Source organism: Winogradskya humida, assembly GCF_016862215.1.
GTDB classification, from domain to species: Bacteria; Actinomycetota; Actinomycetes; order Mycobacteriales; family Micromonosporaceae; genus Actinoplanes; species Actinoplanes humidus.
In genome coordinates, this window is sequence record NZ_BOMN01000135.1 from 14,730 (window position 1) to 30,363 (window position 15,634).

At 68.9% G+C, this 15,634-nt stretch carries 15 protein-coding genes; 7 read left to right on the forward strand and 8 right to left on the reverse strand.

Translation table 11 applies throughout. The features are described from left to right. Positions 1 to 13 precede the first annotated feature (13 nt). Entirely contained in the window at positions 14 to 2,035 is a 2,022-nt protein-coding gene (locus Ahu01nite_RS45555) for a S9 family peptidase (protein ID WP_239159666.1), read from the forward strand. A gap of 9 nt (positions 2,036 to 2,044) precedes the next feature. Here Ahu01nite_RS45555 and Ahu01nite_RS45560 read toward each other — a convergent pair whose 3' ends face one another. Beyond that, positions 2,045 to 2,722: an AbfB domain-containing protein gene (locus Ahu01nite_RS45560; RefSeq protein WP_203842999.1), complete on the reverse strand. Its 678-nt coding sequence runs from the start codon at positions 2,720 to 2,722 to the stop codon at positions 2,045 to 2,047. A gap of 143 nt (positions 2,723 to 2,865) precedes the next feature. Here Ahu01nite_RS45560 and Ahu01nite_RS45565 point away from each other — a divergent pair, with 143 nt between their 5' ends. Then, complete coding sequence (locus tag Ahu01nite_RS45565; protein ID WP_239159667.1) at positions 2,866 to 4,068, forward strand: endonuclease; 1,203 nt, start codon at positions 2,866 to 2,868, stop codon at positions 4,066 to 4,068. A gap of 4 nt (positions 4,069 to 4,072) precedes the next feature. Here the strand turns inward: Ahu01nite_RS45565 and Ahu01nite_RS45570 are convergent, their stop codons facing one another. Then, the gene (locus tag Ahu01nite_RS45570; protein WP_203843000.1) at positions 4,073 to 4,774 is read right to left on the reverse strand and encodes a pentapeptide repeat-containing protein; all 702 of its coding nucleotides are present in this window, start codon (positions 4,772 to 4,774) and stop codon (positions 4,073 to 4,075) included. A 176-nt stretch (positions 4,775 to 4,950) separates the two neighbouring features. On the opposite strand from Ahu01nite_RS45570, the gene Ahu01nite_RS45575 reads away from it, so the two are divergent. Next, positions 4,951 to 5,508 (forward strand): hypothetical protein, encoded by a 558-nt coding sequence (locus tag Ahu01nite_RS45575; protein ID WP_239159668.1) that lies wholly within the window; start codon positions 4,951 to 4,953, stop codon positions 5,506 to 5,508. On the opposite strand, the gene Ahu01nite_RS45580 is transcribed toward Ahu01nite_RS45575, so the two are convergent. Continuing rightward, positions 5,475 to 6,638 (reverse strand): winged helix DNA-binding domain-containing protein, encoded by a 1,164-nt coding sequence (locus Ahu01nite_RS45580; protein WP_239159669.1) that lies wholly within the window; start codon positions 6,636 to 6,638, stop codon positions 5,475 to 5,477. The genes Ahu01nite_RS45575 and Ahu01nite_RS45580 overlap by 34 nt on opposite strands. 143 nt (positions 6,639 to 6,781) lie before the next feature. Between Ahu01nite_RS45580 and Ahu01nite_RS45585 the strand changes: the two genes are divergently transcribed. Further along, positions 6,782 to 9,274, forward strand: a complete 2,493-nt coding sequence (locus Ahu01nite_RS45585; protein WP_203843001.1) for a carboxylesterase family protein — start codon at positions 6,782 to 6,784, stop codon at positions 9,272 to 9,274. Positions 9,275 to 9,368: 94 nt separating this feature from the next. On the opposite strand, the gene Ahu01nite_RS45590 is transcribed toward Ahu01nite_RS45585, so the two are convergent. Genes Ahu01nite_RS45590 through Ahu01nite_RS45600 form a run of 3 tightly spaced genes read right to left on the reverse strand, consistent with a single transcriptional unit; the run spans position 9,369 to position 10,837 of the window. Then, on the reverse strand, positions 9,369 to 9,761 hold the full coding sequence (locus Ahu01nite_RS45590; protein WP_203843002.1) for a PRC-barrel domain-containing protein: 393 nt from the start codon (positions 9,759 to 9,761) through the stop codon (positions 9,369 to 9,371). 48 nt (positions 9,762 to 9,809) lie between these two features. Beyond that, positions 9,810 to 10,280 carry an NUDIX domain-containing protein gene (locus tag Ahu01nite_RS45595; protein WP_203843003.1) on the reverse strand — a complete coding sequence of 157 codons (471 nt, stop codon included), beginning with the start codon at positions 10,278 to 10,280 and terminating at the stop codon, positions 9,810 to 9,812. A 53-nt stretch (positions 10,281 to 10,333) separates the two neighbouring features. Further along, complete coding sequence (locus tag Ahu01nite_RS45600) at positions 10,334 to 10,837, reverse strand: hemerythrin domain-containing protein (protein ID WP_203843004.1); 504 nt, start codon at positions 10,835 to 10,837, stop codon at positions 10,334 to 10,336. A gap of 392 nt (positions 10,838 to 11,229) precedes the next feature. On the opposite strand from Ahu01nite_RS45600, the gene Ahu01nite_RS45605 reads away from it, so the two are divergent. Next, a complete protein-coding gene (locus tag Ahu01nite_RS45605) occupies positions 11,230 to 12,036 on the forward strand; it encodes a glycerophosphodiester phosphodiesterase (protein WP_203843005.1) in 807 nt (268 codons plus the stop codon). Between the two features lie 501 nt (positions 12,037 to 12,537). Then, on the forward strand, positions 12,538 to 13,089 hold the full coding sequence (locus Ahu01nite_RS45610) for an EF-hand domain-containing protein (RefSeq protein ID WP_203843006.1): 552 nt from the start codon (positions 12,538 to 12,540) through the stop codon (positions 13,087 to 13,089). A 392-nt stretch (positions 13,090 to 13,481) separates the two neighbouring features. Here Ahu01nite_RS45610 and Ahu01nite_RS45615 read toward each other — a convergent pair. Continuing rightward, a protein-coding gene (locus tag Ahu01nite_RS45615) for an IS5 family transposase (RefSeq protein WP_203843017.1) occupies positions 13,482 to 14,287 on the reverse strand; the annotation gives its coding sequence in 2 pieces (ribosomal slippage) (positions 13,482 to 13,942 and positions 13,942 to 14,287; 807 coding nt in all). A gap of 124 nt (positions 14,288 to 14,411) precedes the next feature. On the opposite strand from Ahu01nite_RS45615, the gene Ahu01nite_RS45620 reads away from it, so the two are divergent. Further along, positions 14,412 to 15,005 (forward strand): hypothetical protein, encoded by a 594-nt coding sequence (locus Ahu01nite_RS45620; RefSeq protein WP_203843007.1) that lies wholly within the window; start codon positions 14,412 to 14,414, stop codon positions 15,003 to 15,005. A gap of 3 nt (positions 15,006 to 15,008) precedes the next feature. Here Ahu01nite_RS45620 and Ahu01nite_RS45625 read toward each other — a convergent pair whose 3' ends face one another. Next, a complete protein-coding gene (locus Ahu01nite_RS45625) occupies positions 15,009 to 15,473 on the reverse strand; it encodes a YdeI/OmpD-associated family protein (protein ID WP_203843008.1) in 465 nt (154 codons plus the stop codon). Positions 15,474 to 15,634: the final 161 nt, after the last annotated feature.

Consider the following 15,634-nt stretch of genomic DNA (forward strand, 5'->3'; position numbering starts at 1 on the left):
GTAGGAAGGCTGGGTGATCTCGGACGCGAAAGCACAGAAGCCACCCGCCGATCCCTTCTACGATCTTGACGCCTACGTCGCGCTGCCCCGGGTCGAGGGGCTGCGGCTCGCGCCGGACGGCCGCCGCCTGGTGGTCGGTGTCGCGACGCCGGATCGGAAGAACAGCAGTTACATCCGTGCGTTGTGGGAGGTCGATCCGGAGGGCGGGAGCCCGGCCCGGCGGCTGACCCGCAGCGAGAAGGGGGAGTCCTTCGCCGGGTTCACCCCGGACGGTGACCTGCTGTTCGTCTCGGCGCGACCCCGTCCCGGCGCGGATCCCGACGACGACCCGAAATCCGCGCTGTGGTTGCAGCCGGCCGGTGGCGGCGACCCCCGCGTGCTGGCGGCCCCGCCCGGCGGCGTGCACGGCGTCAAGGTGAGCGAGTCCGGCACGGTCGTGCTCGGGTCGGGGCTGATGCCGGCCGCCGCCGACGTCGACGGGGACAAGGGCATCCGCAGCAAGCGCAAGGACGCCGGGGTGTCGGCGATCCTGCACGAGGAGGCCGGTGTCCGTTACTGGGACCACGACCTCGGCCCCGAGCGGACCCGGCTGCTGGTCGCGGAGCTGGCCGGCGAGGACGAGCTGGAGCTGCGGGACCTGACCGGGCACGCCGGGCGGGCGCTGGACGACATCACCAGCTGGGACATCGCGCCCGACGGCCGGACCGTGGTCACCACCTGGGCGGTCGCGGCGCCCGGCGGCTCGCAGCGGCACATCCTGGTGGCGATCGACGTGGCGACCGGCGAGCGCCGCACGCTGGCCGACGACGGCGATCACGACTACGACCAGCCCCGGATCTCACCGGACGGCGCCCGGGTCGCGGTGGTCGTCGCCCGGCGATCCACCGCCGCGGACAACGGCGACAGCTGGCTGGTCGTCATCCCCGTGACCGGGGGAGAAGGGCGTGACCTCACCGCGGGCTGGGACCGGCTGCCCGGCGACGTGCGGTGGACGCCGGACGGTGCCGCGCTGGTGGTGTCCGCCGACGACCTGGGACGGTCGCCGCTGTGGCGCGTGGACGTCGCGAGCGGGGAGGTCAGCCGGCTGACGCGCGACTCCGGGGCGTACACGGATCCGCAGGTGTCGCCCGACGGGCGCTGGGTCTATGCGCTGCGCTCGGCCATCGACAGTGCGCCGGCCCCGGTCCGGGTCGCGCTGACCGCGGACTCGGACCCCGAATTCCTGACGGGCCCGGCCACTGCGGTCACCGTTCCGGGCCGGTTGGAGGAGATCACCGCGACGGCCGCTGACGGTACGCCGTTACGCGCGTGGCTCGCCCTCCCGCCCGAAGGCGCCCCGGCACCGCTGCTGCTCTGGGTCCACGGTGGCCCGCAGTCGTCCTGGAACGCGTGGTCGTGGCGGTGGAACCCGTGGATCGCGGTCGCCCGCGGGTACGCCGTCCTGCTGCCCGACCCCGCCCTGTCCACCGGCTACGGCCACGACTTCATCCGCCGTGGCTGGGGTGCCTGGGGTGACGCCCCGTTCACCGACCTGATGGCGATCACCGACGCCGCCGAGGCGCGCCCCGACATCGACGCGGACCGGGTCGCGGCGCTCGGCGGCTCGTTCGGCGGGTACATGGCCAACTGGATCGCGGGGCACACCGACCGGTTCTCGGCCATCGTCACGCACGCGTCGCTGTGGGCGCTGGACCAGTTCGCGGGCACCACCGACGCGTCGTACTACTGGACGCGGGAGATGACCGGCGACATGGTCGCCGCGCATTCCCCGCATCACTTCGCCGATGCCATCACGACACCGATGCTGGCGATCCACGGCGACAAGGATTACCGCGTACCCATCGGTGAAGGTCTTCGGTTGTGGTGGACCTTGATGTCCGGGTCGGAACTGCCGCACAAGTTCCTGTACTTCCCGGACGAGAACCACTGGATCCTCAAGCCGGGCAACGCCAGGGTCTGGTACGAGACCGTCCTCGCGTTCCTCGACCACCACGTCAACGGCAAGGACTGGCAGCGCCCCGATCTGCTCGGCTGAACCGCGGACCTACGGCTTCTGGACCTGGAATGAACTGTCCGCGGTGAAGCCGTCGGAGCCGTCCGGGGCATCGATGTAGAGCTCGGTGCCCCGGCGGTGGATGAGGTGGTCCGGGTAGTTCTTCGAGTGCAGCCGCACGGTCCCCGCGGCCGTCCCGTCCACGGGGCAGAACGTGGCGTCACTGCGGAACAGGTCCGACTCGTCCGAGGCGTCGAAGCGCAACCGGTAATCGAAGTGCCGCAGGTACTTGCCGTCCCCCGTGCGGAACGAGAAGCAGGCCCCGTCGGCCAGCCCCGCCTCGACGGTCAGCGTCAGCTTCTCACCGGTCGACAGCGCGGCGAAGCTGCTCTTGCGCGTCAGGTGCGTGTCCGGGGCGTCGAGCGGCGCGATCACCCAGGTGCCCGCGGCGAGCTGGGCCTTCGTCGCTGACGGCGACGGCTTGGCGGACGGGGATGCCGAAGCCGAAGCCGCCGGCGAGGCCGGTGCCGCGCTCGCCGGTTCCGGCGAGGAACCCGAGTTGGCGCGCCAGATCCAGAAGCCGAGCGCCAGCACCGCGACGATCCCGGCGCTCACCGCGGCGGTGGCACCGGGATGGGTGCGAGCGAGCAGACCGCCCTGATCAGGACCGGCCGGGCTCGCGCCGCCACGCCCGTAGACGGTGCCATCCGGCCGCGAAGGATGCGTCATAACTGTGTTTCCTCCCGAATCACAAGATCGGAAGGATACGCGGACGTATGACGCAGCTGATATGCCCCACCGGGGTTTAGCGTCTCACATACTCTCATCACCATCTATGTAGCCCGCTCAGGGGCCTGGTGAACGGAGTCCTCATGTCCGGACCGATGCCGCACAAACGCATCGTGGCGCTCACGATGCCGGCATTGCTCGCCATCCTCGGGTTGACGGTCACCCTGTTCCGGGCGCCCGAGGCCCCGCCGGGGATGCGCCCGGCCGCCGCGGCCGCCACCCTCACGGTCGCCGAGGCGATCGCCACCCAGAGCGGCACCGGCACGGTCAGCGGCTACGTCGTCGGCGAGCCCACCGCGACCAGCACGGTACGCACGAGCAGCTTCACCGGCGACACGGCGCTCGCCCTCGCCGACAGCAGCACCCAGACCAGCACCGGCAGCATGCTCTACGTCCAGATCACCGCCGATTACCGCTCGGCGTTCGGGCTGCTGACGAACCCCACCCTGATGCGTACGAAGATCACGGTGACCGGGACGCTGACGGCGTACTTCTCGCACGCGGGTCTCAAGTCCCCGACCTCGATGGTCAAGGGCACCAGCAGCCCGACCACCTCGCCGACGACCGGCACCCCGACGCCGACATCGTCCAGCAGCACCGATGCGTACTACGCGAACGCGCTCGGCAAGTCCGGCTCAAGCCTCAAGAGTGCGCTGCACACGATCATCTCCAGTGGCGTGACCACGTTGTCGTACGACGGCGTCTGGAACGCCCTGAAGGTCACCGACCAGGACCCGAACAACTCGTCGAACGTGATCCTGATCTACTCGGGCGTCAGCCGGTCGAAGACGCTCAACGGCGGCGACGTCGGCGACTGGAACCGCGAGCACGTCTGGGCCAAGTCCCACGGCGACTTCGGCACCAGCAACGGCCCCGGCACCGACCTGCACCACCTGCGCCCCGAGGACGTCACGATCAACGCCCTGCGCGACAACAAGGACTTCGACACCGGCGGCACCGCGGTCTCCGGCGCCACCGGCAACTACACCGACTCCGACTCCTGGGAGCCCCGCGCCGCGGTCAAGGGCGACGTCGCCCGCATGATCTTCTACATGGCCGTCCGCTACGAGGGTGACGACGCCTTCGCCGACCTCGAGGTCAACGACTCCGTCAGCAACGGCAGCAACCCGAAGATGGGCAAGCTCTCCAAGCTGCTCGCCTGGAGCGCCGCCGACCCGCCGGACAGCTTCGAGAAGAACCGCAACCAGGTCATCTACACGACCTACCAGCACAACCGGAACCCGTTCATCGACCACCCGGAATGGGTGAGCTCGATCTTCGGCTAGATCTCTAGGGGGCCTGTTCCACGACGATGCCGAGCGCCTTGGCGAGCACGTGGGACAGGCCCATCAGATCCTCCGGATGTACGACCACGCCCCGCCAGCTCGTGACGCCACCGATGCCGGCGAGCTCGCACCGCCGGAACCGCGCACCCTCCATCTTCGCGTTGCTGAACTGCGCCCCGGACAGGTCACACCCGGTGAACGTCGCCCCGCGCAGATCGGCGTCGGTGAAGTCGGCGCCGGTGAGATTGCTGCCGTTCACGAACACCCCGTCGAACCGCGACGCCCGCCAGTTCGTCAGATCCAGCTTGCAGTCGTCGACGGCAACGTCCCGCAGCATCCCGCCGTTCCACGCCAGCCCGGTCATCCGCGACCCGGCCAGCGACACCCGCGTCATCGTCCCCTGCTCGGCCCGCAGATTCGACCAGTCGGACTGCTCGACGACACAGTCCGCGAGCCGCACACCGGGCAACTTCGACTCGGCCATCCGAGCACCCCGGAACCGGCACTGCGTGAACTCGACCTGCTCGGCCATACTGTCGGTCAGGTCGACGTCGTAGAAGGCAAGCTCCTGGAATTGCGCCTCCGGGGTCAGCTCATGCTCCGGGAGCGGCGCCTCCTTGAGGGCACTGGGCAGCACGGGAGCCTTGGGCTCGGTGCGGCGGACCGGAGCTGTCCGGGACGCGGGTCGGGTTCGTCGGGTAGGCACCGCAACACCTTACGGGCGCCCGCCCGGAACGCCGCCACCCCGCCGCCGAGCGTCCCGGGCGCGGGGGCGCCCGCCCGGAACGCCGCCATCCCGCCGCCGAGCGTCCCGGCCGCCCGGCCCGCCGGCGCTCGGAGAAAATCCCTGTCGTGCGGCGGTCCGGCGCGTCAGGATGAGCCGTGATCACCATTCAGCGGGTGCGGGTGCGGTGGAGTGCGGCATCGCGCGGCGCACCGCAGGCGAACGAGCGCCGCGGTCTGTCCCGCCCGGCGCAGCTCCCGTCGTTCCTGCCGGACGATGACGTGGTCATTCACGACGTGCTCGCCGACGAGGCCGCCGGATACGAGCGTCGTGACGGGGTGGTCAGTGGTGGCCTGGATCGGGCCCGCGACCTGGGTCTGTGGCTGTCGGTGCGGGATTCGGCCCTGATCGCCGACAAGTTGCCGGGCTGGGCCGCCTATCCGCGGCAGAGCGGTCCGGGACGGCTCTTCACGCTCCTGCCCGGCCAGGTGGGGCGGTACAGGGCGAACTTCCGGTTCACCTTCACCACCTGTCCCTGCAATCCGAGCTGGTACTACGAGGACTGGCTGGTGCTCGTCGGTAACGGCACGCTGACCGCGGCTGATTTCATCTCCCGCGAGCCGGACCACGACGTCGACCACCGGCTGCACCTCTACGGCGGGTCACGACGGCAGGCCAGGCGTCAGCCCGGGGTCTTCATCGCCGGGGAGGAGTAGACGCTGGGGACGCGGAAGCCGCCGAGCCACTTCGTGAGGCGGGCGGCCTCGTCGTCAAGGGCGTGGCGGGTTGCGGCGGGCACCTGCTCGAGCAGTCGCAGCGAGACGACGCCGGACTCGTCCTGGACCCAGCAGCCGACGACGCGGCCGTCGGCCCAGGCGGTGGTGCCGGCGTTGCCCCGGGTGTCGAAGAGGGGGGTGCGGTGCGGGCCGAGGTAGAAGTCGCGGTGCTGCCAGCCCATGACGGTCGGGTCGAGGACCGGGAGCAGGGCGACCCAGGGGCCCGGGCCGGGGACCTCGTCGAGGTCGTCCGGGAGCAGCCAGCCGGTGGCACCGTGGTCGAGGGTGACCGGGACCGCGCCGAGGTCGGCGAGCGCTGCCCGGACGACGGCTTTGGTCGAGCCCAGCCACCAGACGAGGTCGTCCTCGGTGCCGGGGCCGAACGAGAACAGCCAGCGGCGGATCAGCTCGCGGTAACCCTTTTCGGCTGTCGTGGGGGCGGGGATCTCGCCGAGCCAGTCCTTCATCAGCGTCCACCGCGGGCGGGAGGTGTGCCAGCCGCCGGTGTTCATCCCGCGCACGATGGCGCCCGTGGCGCCGAGCTGGGTGAGCACCCGTGCGGCCGGCGCCTGGCCACCGGCCGTCCCGGTGAGCTTGACGTCGATCATGGGGACCGCCCGGCGCAGGTCGATGGCCGTGCGGCCCTCCGGCGCGGTCGCGAGCGCGGCGAGGACCTCCGTGCCGGCCCGGTCGAGCCAGTCGTGGCCGTCGTGGGTGAGGCCGCCCAGCACGGCGTCCTTCGCCATCCGGGCCCGCTCGGTGCCGGCGACCCGGGCGGACGCGCCGGCCCAGACCGCGGGCAGCAGGTCGCGCGGGAGGACGAAGAGCGTGCGCCGCATGGCGAGCTGTTTCACCAGGCTGCGATCGGTGTAGAGCGCCCGGTCGACGCCGGCGACCGTCAGCGACCCGGTGCGCGCCCAGCAGGACAGGTAGACGGTGGCCGGCTCGGTGGCGTGCAGCACGGTCATCGCCCTGGTCACGGCCTCGGGCGAAGACACCCGGGCGGCCGGTGCCAGGGCGTGCCGCACCGCCAGCCGGGCCCGCCGCTCACTGTCGGTCACATGTCTCACGGGGACCATCATTCCCAGGGGGTACGACAGTTTCGCGGTTCACATGTTCGAAATGAACGCAACGGCGACGGGCCGCCCCGGGGCGCCGACGATCAGGGCATTGCCCGACATCGATGCACTGACCCCGTCCCCGAGGAGTCGCCGTGCCATCCGCGAAGCTCATCCCCGTCCTGATCATGGCCCTGATCGCCGCCGTCCCCTCTCCCGCCGCCGCCGAGACCCCCGCCGCGGGCTGCGGCTCCGACCCGGGAGACCTTCCGGGCCACACCGTGACACGTACGCTGACCAGCGCCGGCCTCACCCGCAGCTACAACCTCCACGTCCCCGCGGGCTATCGCGGCGACACACCCACCCCGCTCGTGTTCGCATTCCACGGCCGCACCCGGACCGCCGGATACCAGGAACAGCTCACCGGCATGTCGGCGCTGCCCGCGATCGTCGCCTACCCCCAGGGCACGACCGGCACCGACGGGGAACCGTCCTGGCAGGGCGCGCCGTACTCGTCCGGCGCCGACGACGTCCGGTTCACCTCGGACCTCATCGACCGGATCGAGCGGGACCTCTGCGTCGACCCGGCCCGCGTCTACGTCTCCGGCAAGTCCAACGGCGGCGGGTTCGCCGGGCTGCTCGCGTGCCGGCTCGCCGACCGGATCGCCGCTGCCGCCCCGGTCTCCGGCGCGTTCTATCCGCAGGGCGGGGACTGCGACCCCACCCGTGGGGTGCCGATCATCGACTTCCACGGCGGCAGGGACACCACCATTCCGTACGCCGGGGAGCCCGCGAAGGGGTTGCCCAGCATCCCCCGATGGCTCGACGCGTGGGCGGTGCGGAACTCTTGCGGGGACGCTGCGACTGTTGAGCCTGCTCCGGGCGTACACCATGAAGTGTGGTCGGATTGTGGGTCTGATCTGGAGCACTGGAAGATCGACGACCTGGGGCACACCTGGCCCAGCACCACGCCCAACAACGACTCCGCCACGCCCACCGTGCTCGACGCGACACCGCTGATCTGGGACTTCTTCCAGGCTCACCCGCTGCCGGTGGCACCCGTGGCCCGGACCACGGCGGGCTGGATCCGCGGCGCCCGCGACGGAGCCGTCGACGAATTCCTCGGCGTGCGGTACGCGGTGGCCCCCGTGCGCTGGCGGGCGCCGCAACCCGTCGCGCCGTGGCGGGGCGTGCGCGACGCTGCGACGCTCGGCGCGAACTGTCCCCAGGGCACGATCGGGCGGGAGGACTGCCTGTTCCTCAACGTCTACCGGCCTGCCGGCGCTGGCGGGCGCCTGCCGATCTTCGTGTGGATCCACGGCGGCGGCTTCACCAGCGGCTCGGGCGACGACGACGCGGCCGCCCTGGCACGGACCGGCCACATGATGGTGGTGACGATCAATTATCGGCTGGGCGCGCTGGGCTTTCTGGCCGACCCCGCTTTGGGCACGCACCCGGGCAACTACGGGCTGATGGACCAACAGGCCGCACTTCGATGGGTACGCGACAACGCGCGTGCTCTCGGTGGTGATCCCTCCCGGGTGACCCTCGGCGGCGAATCCGCGGGCGGCGGCTCGGTCTGCGCGCAGCTCGTCTCACCGTCCGCGGCCGGCTTGTTCCGCGCCGCCATCATCGAATCCGACGACTGCGTCCACGACGTCGACAGCCCTTCCGCCGCCCGCTCCCGCAGCACCGCCATCACCGCCGGCGTGGGCTGCGCGTCGTCTGCTGCCGCTGTGTCTTCTCCCACGGCCGCTGGGGCTGTGTCTTCTTCCGGCGCTGGGGTTGTGTCTTCTTCCGCGGGCGCTGGGGCTGGGGCTGGGGCTTCGGCTGCGGCGTTGGCGGCTCGGGCGGAGTGTCTTCGCGCGGTGCCCGTGGCCGACCTGGTCGCGAAGACCGGGTACATCGCGCCGGTCATCGACGGCCGGTTGCTGCCGTCGCTGCCCCGGACCGCGATCGCCGCCGGTCGCTGGCATCGGGTGCCCGTGCTGATCGGCAGCAACCGCGAGGAGGGCCGCGCCTTCTCCACGTTCGCGACCGGCCACGGCGCCGACGACTACGCGCGGTGGCTCAGCGAAGGACCGGCCTGGCCACCTGCCCCGGGCACCGTCGTGTTCGGGCCCGGGAAAGCGGCCCGGATCGCGGCGGCCTACCCGCTCAGCGACTATCCGGGCGCGTACCCGGCGGCGTACGCGATCGGGGCCGTCCTCACCGACAGCGGCACCCGCGGCCTGGGCGGCTGCACCCAGCTCAGCCTGGCCCGCACCCTCGCGCCGCAGACCCGCACGTTCTACTACCAGTTCGAGGACCCGCACCCGCCGCGGTTGTCCTCGTCGCCCGCGGACTTCGACTACGCGGCGGCACACGCGTACGAGCTGCCCTACCTGTTCACCAGGATGAGTGACGGCGCCGGGTGGCCGTACCGGCTGCAGATGACCACGCAGCAGCGTGACCTCTCCGACCGGATGCTCACCGCCTGGTCCGATTTTGTCACGGGAACCACCCCGTGGCCCCGCTTCACCAGCACCGGCCAGCGCCTGCTGTCCCTGCAGCCCGGCGCGCCCACGATCACCACCGGCGCCCAGGTCGCCCAGCAGCATCACTGCGCGCTGTGGAACGACATCCTCGGCACCGGCCCGACACCCTGACCCACGTCCTCCCGGCGGCCGAACTACCGGCCGCCGGCCTCGGCCGACGCCGGAGCGGGGTCGGCCGGGGCCGGAGCGGGGTCGGCGGGGTGGTTCAGGCGGCGACCGCTGTGCGGGACTTCCGGCAGCCGTAGTAGCCGTACAGGTCATCGCAGAAGTCAGCGATGTCCATCATGCTGGGATCGTAGAGCGGTGCATCGGCGACCTGCGCACTCGACCGCCCGATCCGGATCTCACTCGCCGTGACCTCGTCAACGGTCTCCACCGGAATCAGCGACGGCGTCGCCCCGAAGCCGATGACGCCACCGTGCTCGACACTGATCAGCCGGAACCGGTGATCCTCGGTGTTGATCAACAGATCCTCCACCGTGCCGAGGACCGTCCCGGCCCGATCGATGACCCGGCGGCCCCGCACATCACGGGCCGGGCGCGCGGCGGGGCGCCCGGCGTCGCTGAGCCTCGTCATGGTGACGGATCCGCTGCCCATGGTCTCCTCCGATGCCCTGGCCGCAACCCCTGCGACCTCGCCCGGGCATTACCCACCCGTCGATGCCCCAAACGACTCCCCGAGCAGCTCAAGGAACTCATCCTGCCCATGCCACCCGGTCCGCAACGCCGCCCCCGCCGCCTCGAGCGCCATGAACCGGCACCCGACCTCCAGCCCGGTGTCCCAGGCATCGTCGTCACCGATCATCGTGTGGGTCCAGGCATCGCGCGGCTCGTCGGTGACGAAGTGGAAATACAGGCTGATCCGCGGCAGCCCCGTGTTGTAGGTGCCCTGCTGCAACCCGACCATCCCGCGCAACTCCAGCTTCCCGGCAATCCCGGTCTCCTCAACCGCTTCGCGTACGGCAGCCACGTCAGGCCGCTCACCCGCCTCGACCCCACCAGCGGGCAGATGGGTGCTGGAGTCCGCCGGAGCCGGATAACTGAACACGAGCAGTTCGGTGCCGGCCGCAGTGGTCCGGGTGATGTACGAGGCTGCCTGTACCCGAGCGATGGTCATGCTCACCAGGATCGCGTGTTGCGTCCCGTGATCGGTCCCTGGGGTCGTGCCTGCTACTTGTTCTCCTCGATATATTTGGCCGGGTCCTTGTCGGCGAACGACAGGCCCTTCCCCTGCGGGTGCTCCGCGAAGAAGCGCAGCCAGAGCGCCCCGAGCTCGAAGCGCAGTTCCCTGCTCGCGTGCTTCCGGAAGTCGGGAAGGACCTCGTCCTCTTCCTCTGCCAGATGCTCGCTGTTCTCGGTGCGCGCCGTCCACACACCCTTCCACCAGGCGTCCGAACCCACCGGGTGCTTACCGGCCTCCTCGATCCCGTCCCGAATCTTGTTGTGGTCGCGGATCGCGTCGTCGGTCTCCTCCTCGGCATCCTCGCCGCCCGCGTCCTTCAGCAGGTGCGGGTAGAGAATCTCCTCCTCCGCGTCGGCATGAATATCGAGATGCAGCGCAAGCGGCGCCCAGATCGCCTCCAACTCCTGCGGCGATCGAGCGTCCTCCAGCCGGGCGAACCCGACCCGGAACCGGTGGTGGTCCTCAAGAATCAACGCGGTGATGTCATCCATGACAAGCACGCTAAGGCCGAGCGCCGTCCGACGCCCGCCGACAAGCGGAAGCTGTGGACAAACGATGAGACCCACCCGACGGCAACCCCTGCGAGAAGACGGGTGCAAGGCGCTTCGTCGACCGCGTCGACGTCCTCAGGAGCGGCCCAAGCGTCGCTCCCCGGCGCGCCCGACTGGGAGCGTTGCTCCGCGGCGCGTCCGACTGGGAGCGCCGCTCCGCGGCGCGCCCGACCGGCGGCAGATCAGTAAACCGATCTTGACATGGGTTGACCTTTCCCCTGGGCCAAGCCCTAGCCTCGTCGGCGTGGCTTGCAGGCGGTAGGCCAAGCCGGGCTTCCGAGGCCGGGCGTAGAGGACGACCTTAGGAAGCGGTCCGTCTTGGGGGAGTTCGTGTGTTCACTACGCGCAATGATGTAGTGGTCGTGGCGCATCGAGGGATGGCGGCGGGATTTCCGGAGAACACGTTGGACGCCTTCCGCAGTGCAGTAGCGCTCAGGTTCCCAGCGGTCGAAATCGACTTACGCGCGACGATCGACGGCCACATCGTCGTCATGCACGACGACACCGTCGACCGGACCACCAACGGATCCGGACGCGTCGATGAGATGACGCTTGCGGAACTCAAAGCTCTGGATGCAGGCAGCTACGTGGGCGCCAAGTTTGCCGGCACGCGGGTGCCGACCTTCCAGGAAGCGCTCGAAGCGCTGCGCGGTTCCGGAGTACGGCTTGTGCTCGACATCAAAAGGGACGACGCGCTCGACGATGAGCGCGTCGTGCGACTGACGGAGCAGTGTGGAGCAGTTCAAGATGTGATTGTCGGCCCTCGTAGCGTCGCGACCCTGAAAAGATTCAAGGAGCTGAATCCGGCTCTACGGACCCTCGGTCTCGTGCCGGGTTCCGAGTCTCGGCCTGCGAGTCCCGAAGTGATCGAGGAATTTGTCCTGGCCGGCGCGGACCTGATTCGGCTATGGCCGTCATGGGTGTTCAGTGACCGTGGCCACGTCGCGGGCAGCGGTCAATCCAAGCTGATTGAACACCTTCACAATATCGGCAAGCCGGTTTGGACGACTGCGGACACGCTCTACGGCGACATCAACCCTGAAAATCCCGCCGAGGACCTGCGGGAACTCGTCCGTCTCGGTGTCGACGGCATCATTACCAACCTCCCAGAAATGTGCCGAAGCGTGCTGTCTGATTGACGGCGACCAATAGTTTGGCTAACGCATTGCAAGCCGCATCTCTGCGCACTCGGATTCAGCCATTCGCAACAGCGATAGCCAGTGGTGACCAATGCCGAGGACGGGCAGTGGCGTGGGTAGCCGCCGCAATCTCCCCTGGGTTCAGCACAGCCGCTTTGCGGACAGCCAGCGACGCGCTCACATCGGCATGAACTCCCGCCGGGCCCACTCGCGTCACCGTCACGCCGCGTGACCGCTGTCCGCAAGCTGCTGCGCTTGCTCGGCTGCAACTAGGTGCACTGCTCCTGGCGGGGCTGCCGCCACCCCAACCGTCCGGCGAAAGGTCCGCATCGTCGCGTGCCTGAACCACAACCTCGCATTCCGGGACGTCGGCAGCGGCCGCGCAGGTGCCGGCGCCATCGCCATCGCCATCGCTAGCGAGGACCATGTAGGGGTGAACGTTCCACTCGTCCATTTTGGAGTACGTTGCTGACAGACCCCTGCATGCGGAAGGCTGGGAACATGACCGATGGCGCTGATGATCCGATCGCCGTGAAGCTGGGCCATCTGTTCGTGGCGAGCGACACCGACCAGGACGGATTTGTCGACTGGAGCGACTATGAACGTCTGATCAGTCGTTACCTGGACGGATACGGCGTCGGGGAGGACGACCGCCGGGCGCATGCGTTGCGAGCCGCCTATCAGATGTACTGGTCAGAGCTGCTACAGCAGGTGAACGGCGTCGATCGGCTGTCGAAAGAGCAGTTCGTGGTGGCGAACCAGGCTGCGGGCGTCGACGGGAGCCGGTTCACTATGGCCGAGGTGGTCCCGCAGGCGATCTTCGACGTGATGGACACCGACGCGGACGACGCCATCAGCAAGCCGGAATACAAGGTGTTCCTGGAGGCGTGGGGTGTATCGGACCTCGAAGCGCTGAACGTCTTCTTGGAACTGGACACCGATGACGACGGGCGGATCAGCCGCGGCGAATTCATCGGTGCCATCCGGGAGTTCTTCACCTCACCCGAGCTCGAATCGCCCGCCAGCCTCTTCTTCGGCCACATCGAACACTAGATCGCCGAGGTCCCAGAACAGGGTGTCGGCCGGCTGGCTCATCGAGGACCGGTGTCCCGTCCAGGTTCGCCACATCGTGCTTCCGGCGGCTGTGTCTTCGAGCTCCAGCGCCTCGTCGGCGGTGCGGTGCAACCCTCAGGCCACCGACTCCAGGTCTTCTCAATCGAGGGCTGTTTGATGCTGCCGCTGTCACCAAGACCAGCCAGAACCCAGCCGCTCAGCGAACTGCGGGCCACCCTGGTTCACCCCTTCGCATCGACCGCAACGTCTCTCACCAACACGACCACACGCCAACCAAGACCTGGCACCTGTGACGCTCTGTAGTGAGCACACCGCGGCAGATCCGTACGTCTGCGGCAGCCCCACGGGTCTTAGAGCTCCTAACACGATCTCTACCTGGTCCATTTGATCAAGCACCGCCAGCAGATCATGGCGCAGGCAAGACTCACGAGGCTGTCGTGGATATCGAGCCGGCGCTCCCAGCGAACCGCGATCCGGCGGAACTGGTGCAGCAGGGCGAAGGTCTGCTCGACGACGTATCGCAGCTTGCCCAGGCCTTTGATGTTGGGCGTCTTCGGCTTGGCGATGATCGGTTCGATGCCACGCTCACGGCATGCCTGGCGGAAGGCTTCACTGCTGTAACCCTTGTCAGCCAGCAAGACGTCGAAGCGACGCCGGGGCCGTCCGGGCCGGCCGGCGATAGGCGGGTAACAGTCGAGCAGATCGAGGGCGCGGCTGATGTCGGGGACGTTCGCGCCGCTGGTCAGCACGTAGATCGGGGTGCCGTTGCCGTCACAGATCAGGTGATGCTTCGAGCCCGGTTTACCCCGGTTGACCGGCGACGGACCGGTTCCGGCGCCCCCTTTTTGGCGTCGATGTGACTGCCGTCCACCGCCGCCCGTGTCCAATCGATCCGGTTCACCGCGTTCAACCTGGCCAGCAGTATCTGGTGCACCTGATCAAACACTCCCGCCTCGGTCCAGCGCTCCAACCTGCGCCAACAGGTCATCCCGGAGCCGAAGCCGAGTTCCTGCGGCAGGTCTTCCCACCCGATGCCGGTGTGCAGCACGAACAAGATGCCCTGCAGGCAGGACCGGTCCGGGATCGGCTTGGGCCCCGGCGCCTTCTCCGGCCACGGTGGCAGCACCGGCTCGATCAACGCCCACAACTCGTCATCAACATCCCAAGGCCTCGCCATGACCAGCAAACGAGACTAATCTTCACGTCGTGATGCTGATCAACATCGATTCAGCAGATCGTGTTAGGAGCTCTTAGTGCTTCCGGTCAACCTGGCAGGACACCGCGTCCGGCACAATAGCGCCATGATCGGCTACTGGGACCCGCTGCCCACGGCCCGGAGGCTGGTTGAGACCCTCGACGTGTCCGCTGGGCAGATCTTTACTGGGTGCTGGGACCAGCGGAACTGGCGTAACGTTCCGGGGCCCTTCTATGCCGGCGAGACCGACAGTTTGGCAATCGGACGCCTGGATGCTCCAGAGCATATCTGCTATGACGACGACCGCGGCGGCGGGTTCGAATTCATCTATCGGCAGCCGATGAACGAACGCGAGACCGTAGCCGTGATGGACGGCTGCCGGGCCGAGTTGTACAGCGGCTACAACTGGGATGGCGACGACCATTGGACTATCGGTGCTGTGCGTGACTGGTGGCGAGGCCGAGGCCGCGTGCGGGAGTGGGCGGTGGCGATAGCCGCCGACTGGGGAGCGGACACCCATCCGCATTGGGGCTACAACGCCGGCCTCCGATACTCGGGCCACTATCACGACGCAGCCCAAGGTCATCGGGACTTCGTCGCTTACCTCGATGACGGTCTGGAGGCGTACTTACGTGGCTATTTGCTCTGGCTCGATGAGAGGCGCGGGCAAAAGCCTGGGGAGGCGCTTCCCCGTCTGTAGGTTTCAAGGGCGGGCCTTGATCCCAGCCTTGAGTAGTTCCACCATTTCCGCGATGCGTTCATCGCGCTGTTCGGGCCGGCGTTTGGTGGCGTCGATCCAGCGTAGATAGGCTCGGCGGTAGAACTGCGCGAGCGAGTCAAAAAACGCCCGGGCATCGGGATCGGCTGCCAAGGCCGCGGCGACATCGTCGGCGAGGTCGTCACGTTGCGGGCCTTCCGGTGCGATCTCCACCGTGACCGCGGCACCGACGGCCAGTTCGCGAGCGCCCGGTGATTTCGGGCCGAGGGTGAACCCGAAGCCGTCGCCAGCCGTTTCCAGGACCGCCCGCACACGGGCGCCGTTGACGGTGCCGGCAACGTGGTGGCGCGGTTTGGTCCCCCAAACCGAGTCGGGGTTGAACGGGACGGGCACCAGTAGCTTGCCGCCTGGCCCGGCGGTAACCCTGGCGACGAACTGTTGGGACTTCATAGCCACCGATCCTGCCAGCATCCGTGGTCGCCCGGCCGGTACGTAACGTCGCCATCAGCGTTACTCGACCCCCAGCAACGGATCGGCGCACGCCGGACGCGGAACAACAGGTGCGGCACCGTCGCCCGGACCCCAATACACCGGCACGCGGATCGCGGCAC

Bases quoted from the DNA above. Each gene is read 5' to 3' on its own strand.
- Ahu01nite_RS45600 (WP_203843004.1), bottom strand. From the start codon at position 10,837: ATGGATGACATCACCGCGTTGATTCTTGAGGACCACCACCGGTTCCGG.
- Ahu01nite_RS45560 (WP_203842999.1), bottom strand. From the start codon at position 2,722: ATGACGCATCCTTCGCGGCCGGATGGCACCGTCTACGGGCGTGGCGGC.
- Ahu01nite_RS45620 (WP_203843007.1), top strand. From the start codon at position 14,412: ATGATCGGCTACTGGGACCCGCTGCCCACGGCCCGGAGGCTGGTTGAG.
- Ahu01nite_RS45625 (WP_203843008.1), bottom strand. From the start codon at position 15,473: ATGAAGTCCCAACAGTTCGTCGCCAGGGTTACCGCCGGGCCAGGCGGC.
- Ahu01nite_RS45590 (WP_203843002.1), bottom strand. From the start codon at position 9,761: ATGGGCAGCGGATCCGTCACCATGACGAGGCTCAGCGACGCCGGGCGC.
- Ahu01nite_RS45595 (WP_203843003.1), bottom strand. From the start codon at position 10,280: ATGACCATCGCTCGGGTACAGGCAGCCTCGTACATCACCCGGACCACT.
- Ahu01nite_RS45610 (WP_203843006.1), top strand. From the start codon at position 12,538: ATGACCGATGGCGCTGATGATCCGATCGCCGTGAAGCTGGGCCATCTG.
- Ahu01nite_RS45565 (WP_239159667.1), top strand. From the start codon at position 2,866: ATGTCCGGACCGATGCCGCACAAACGCATCGTGGCGCTCACGATGCCG.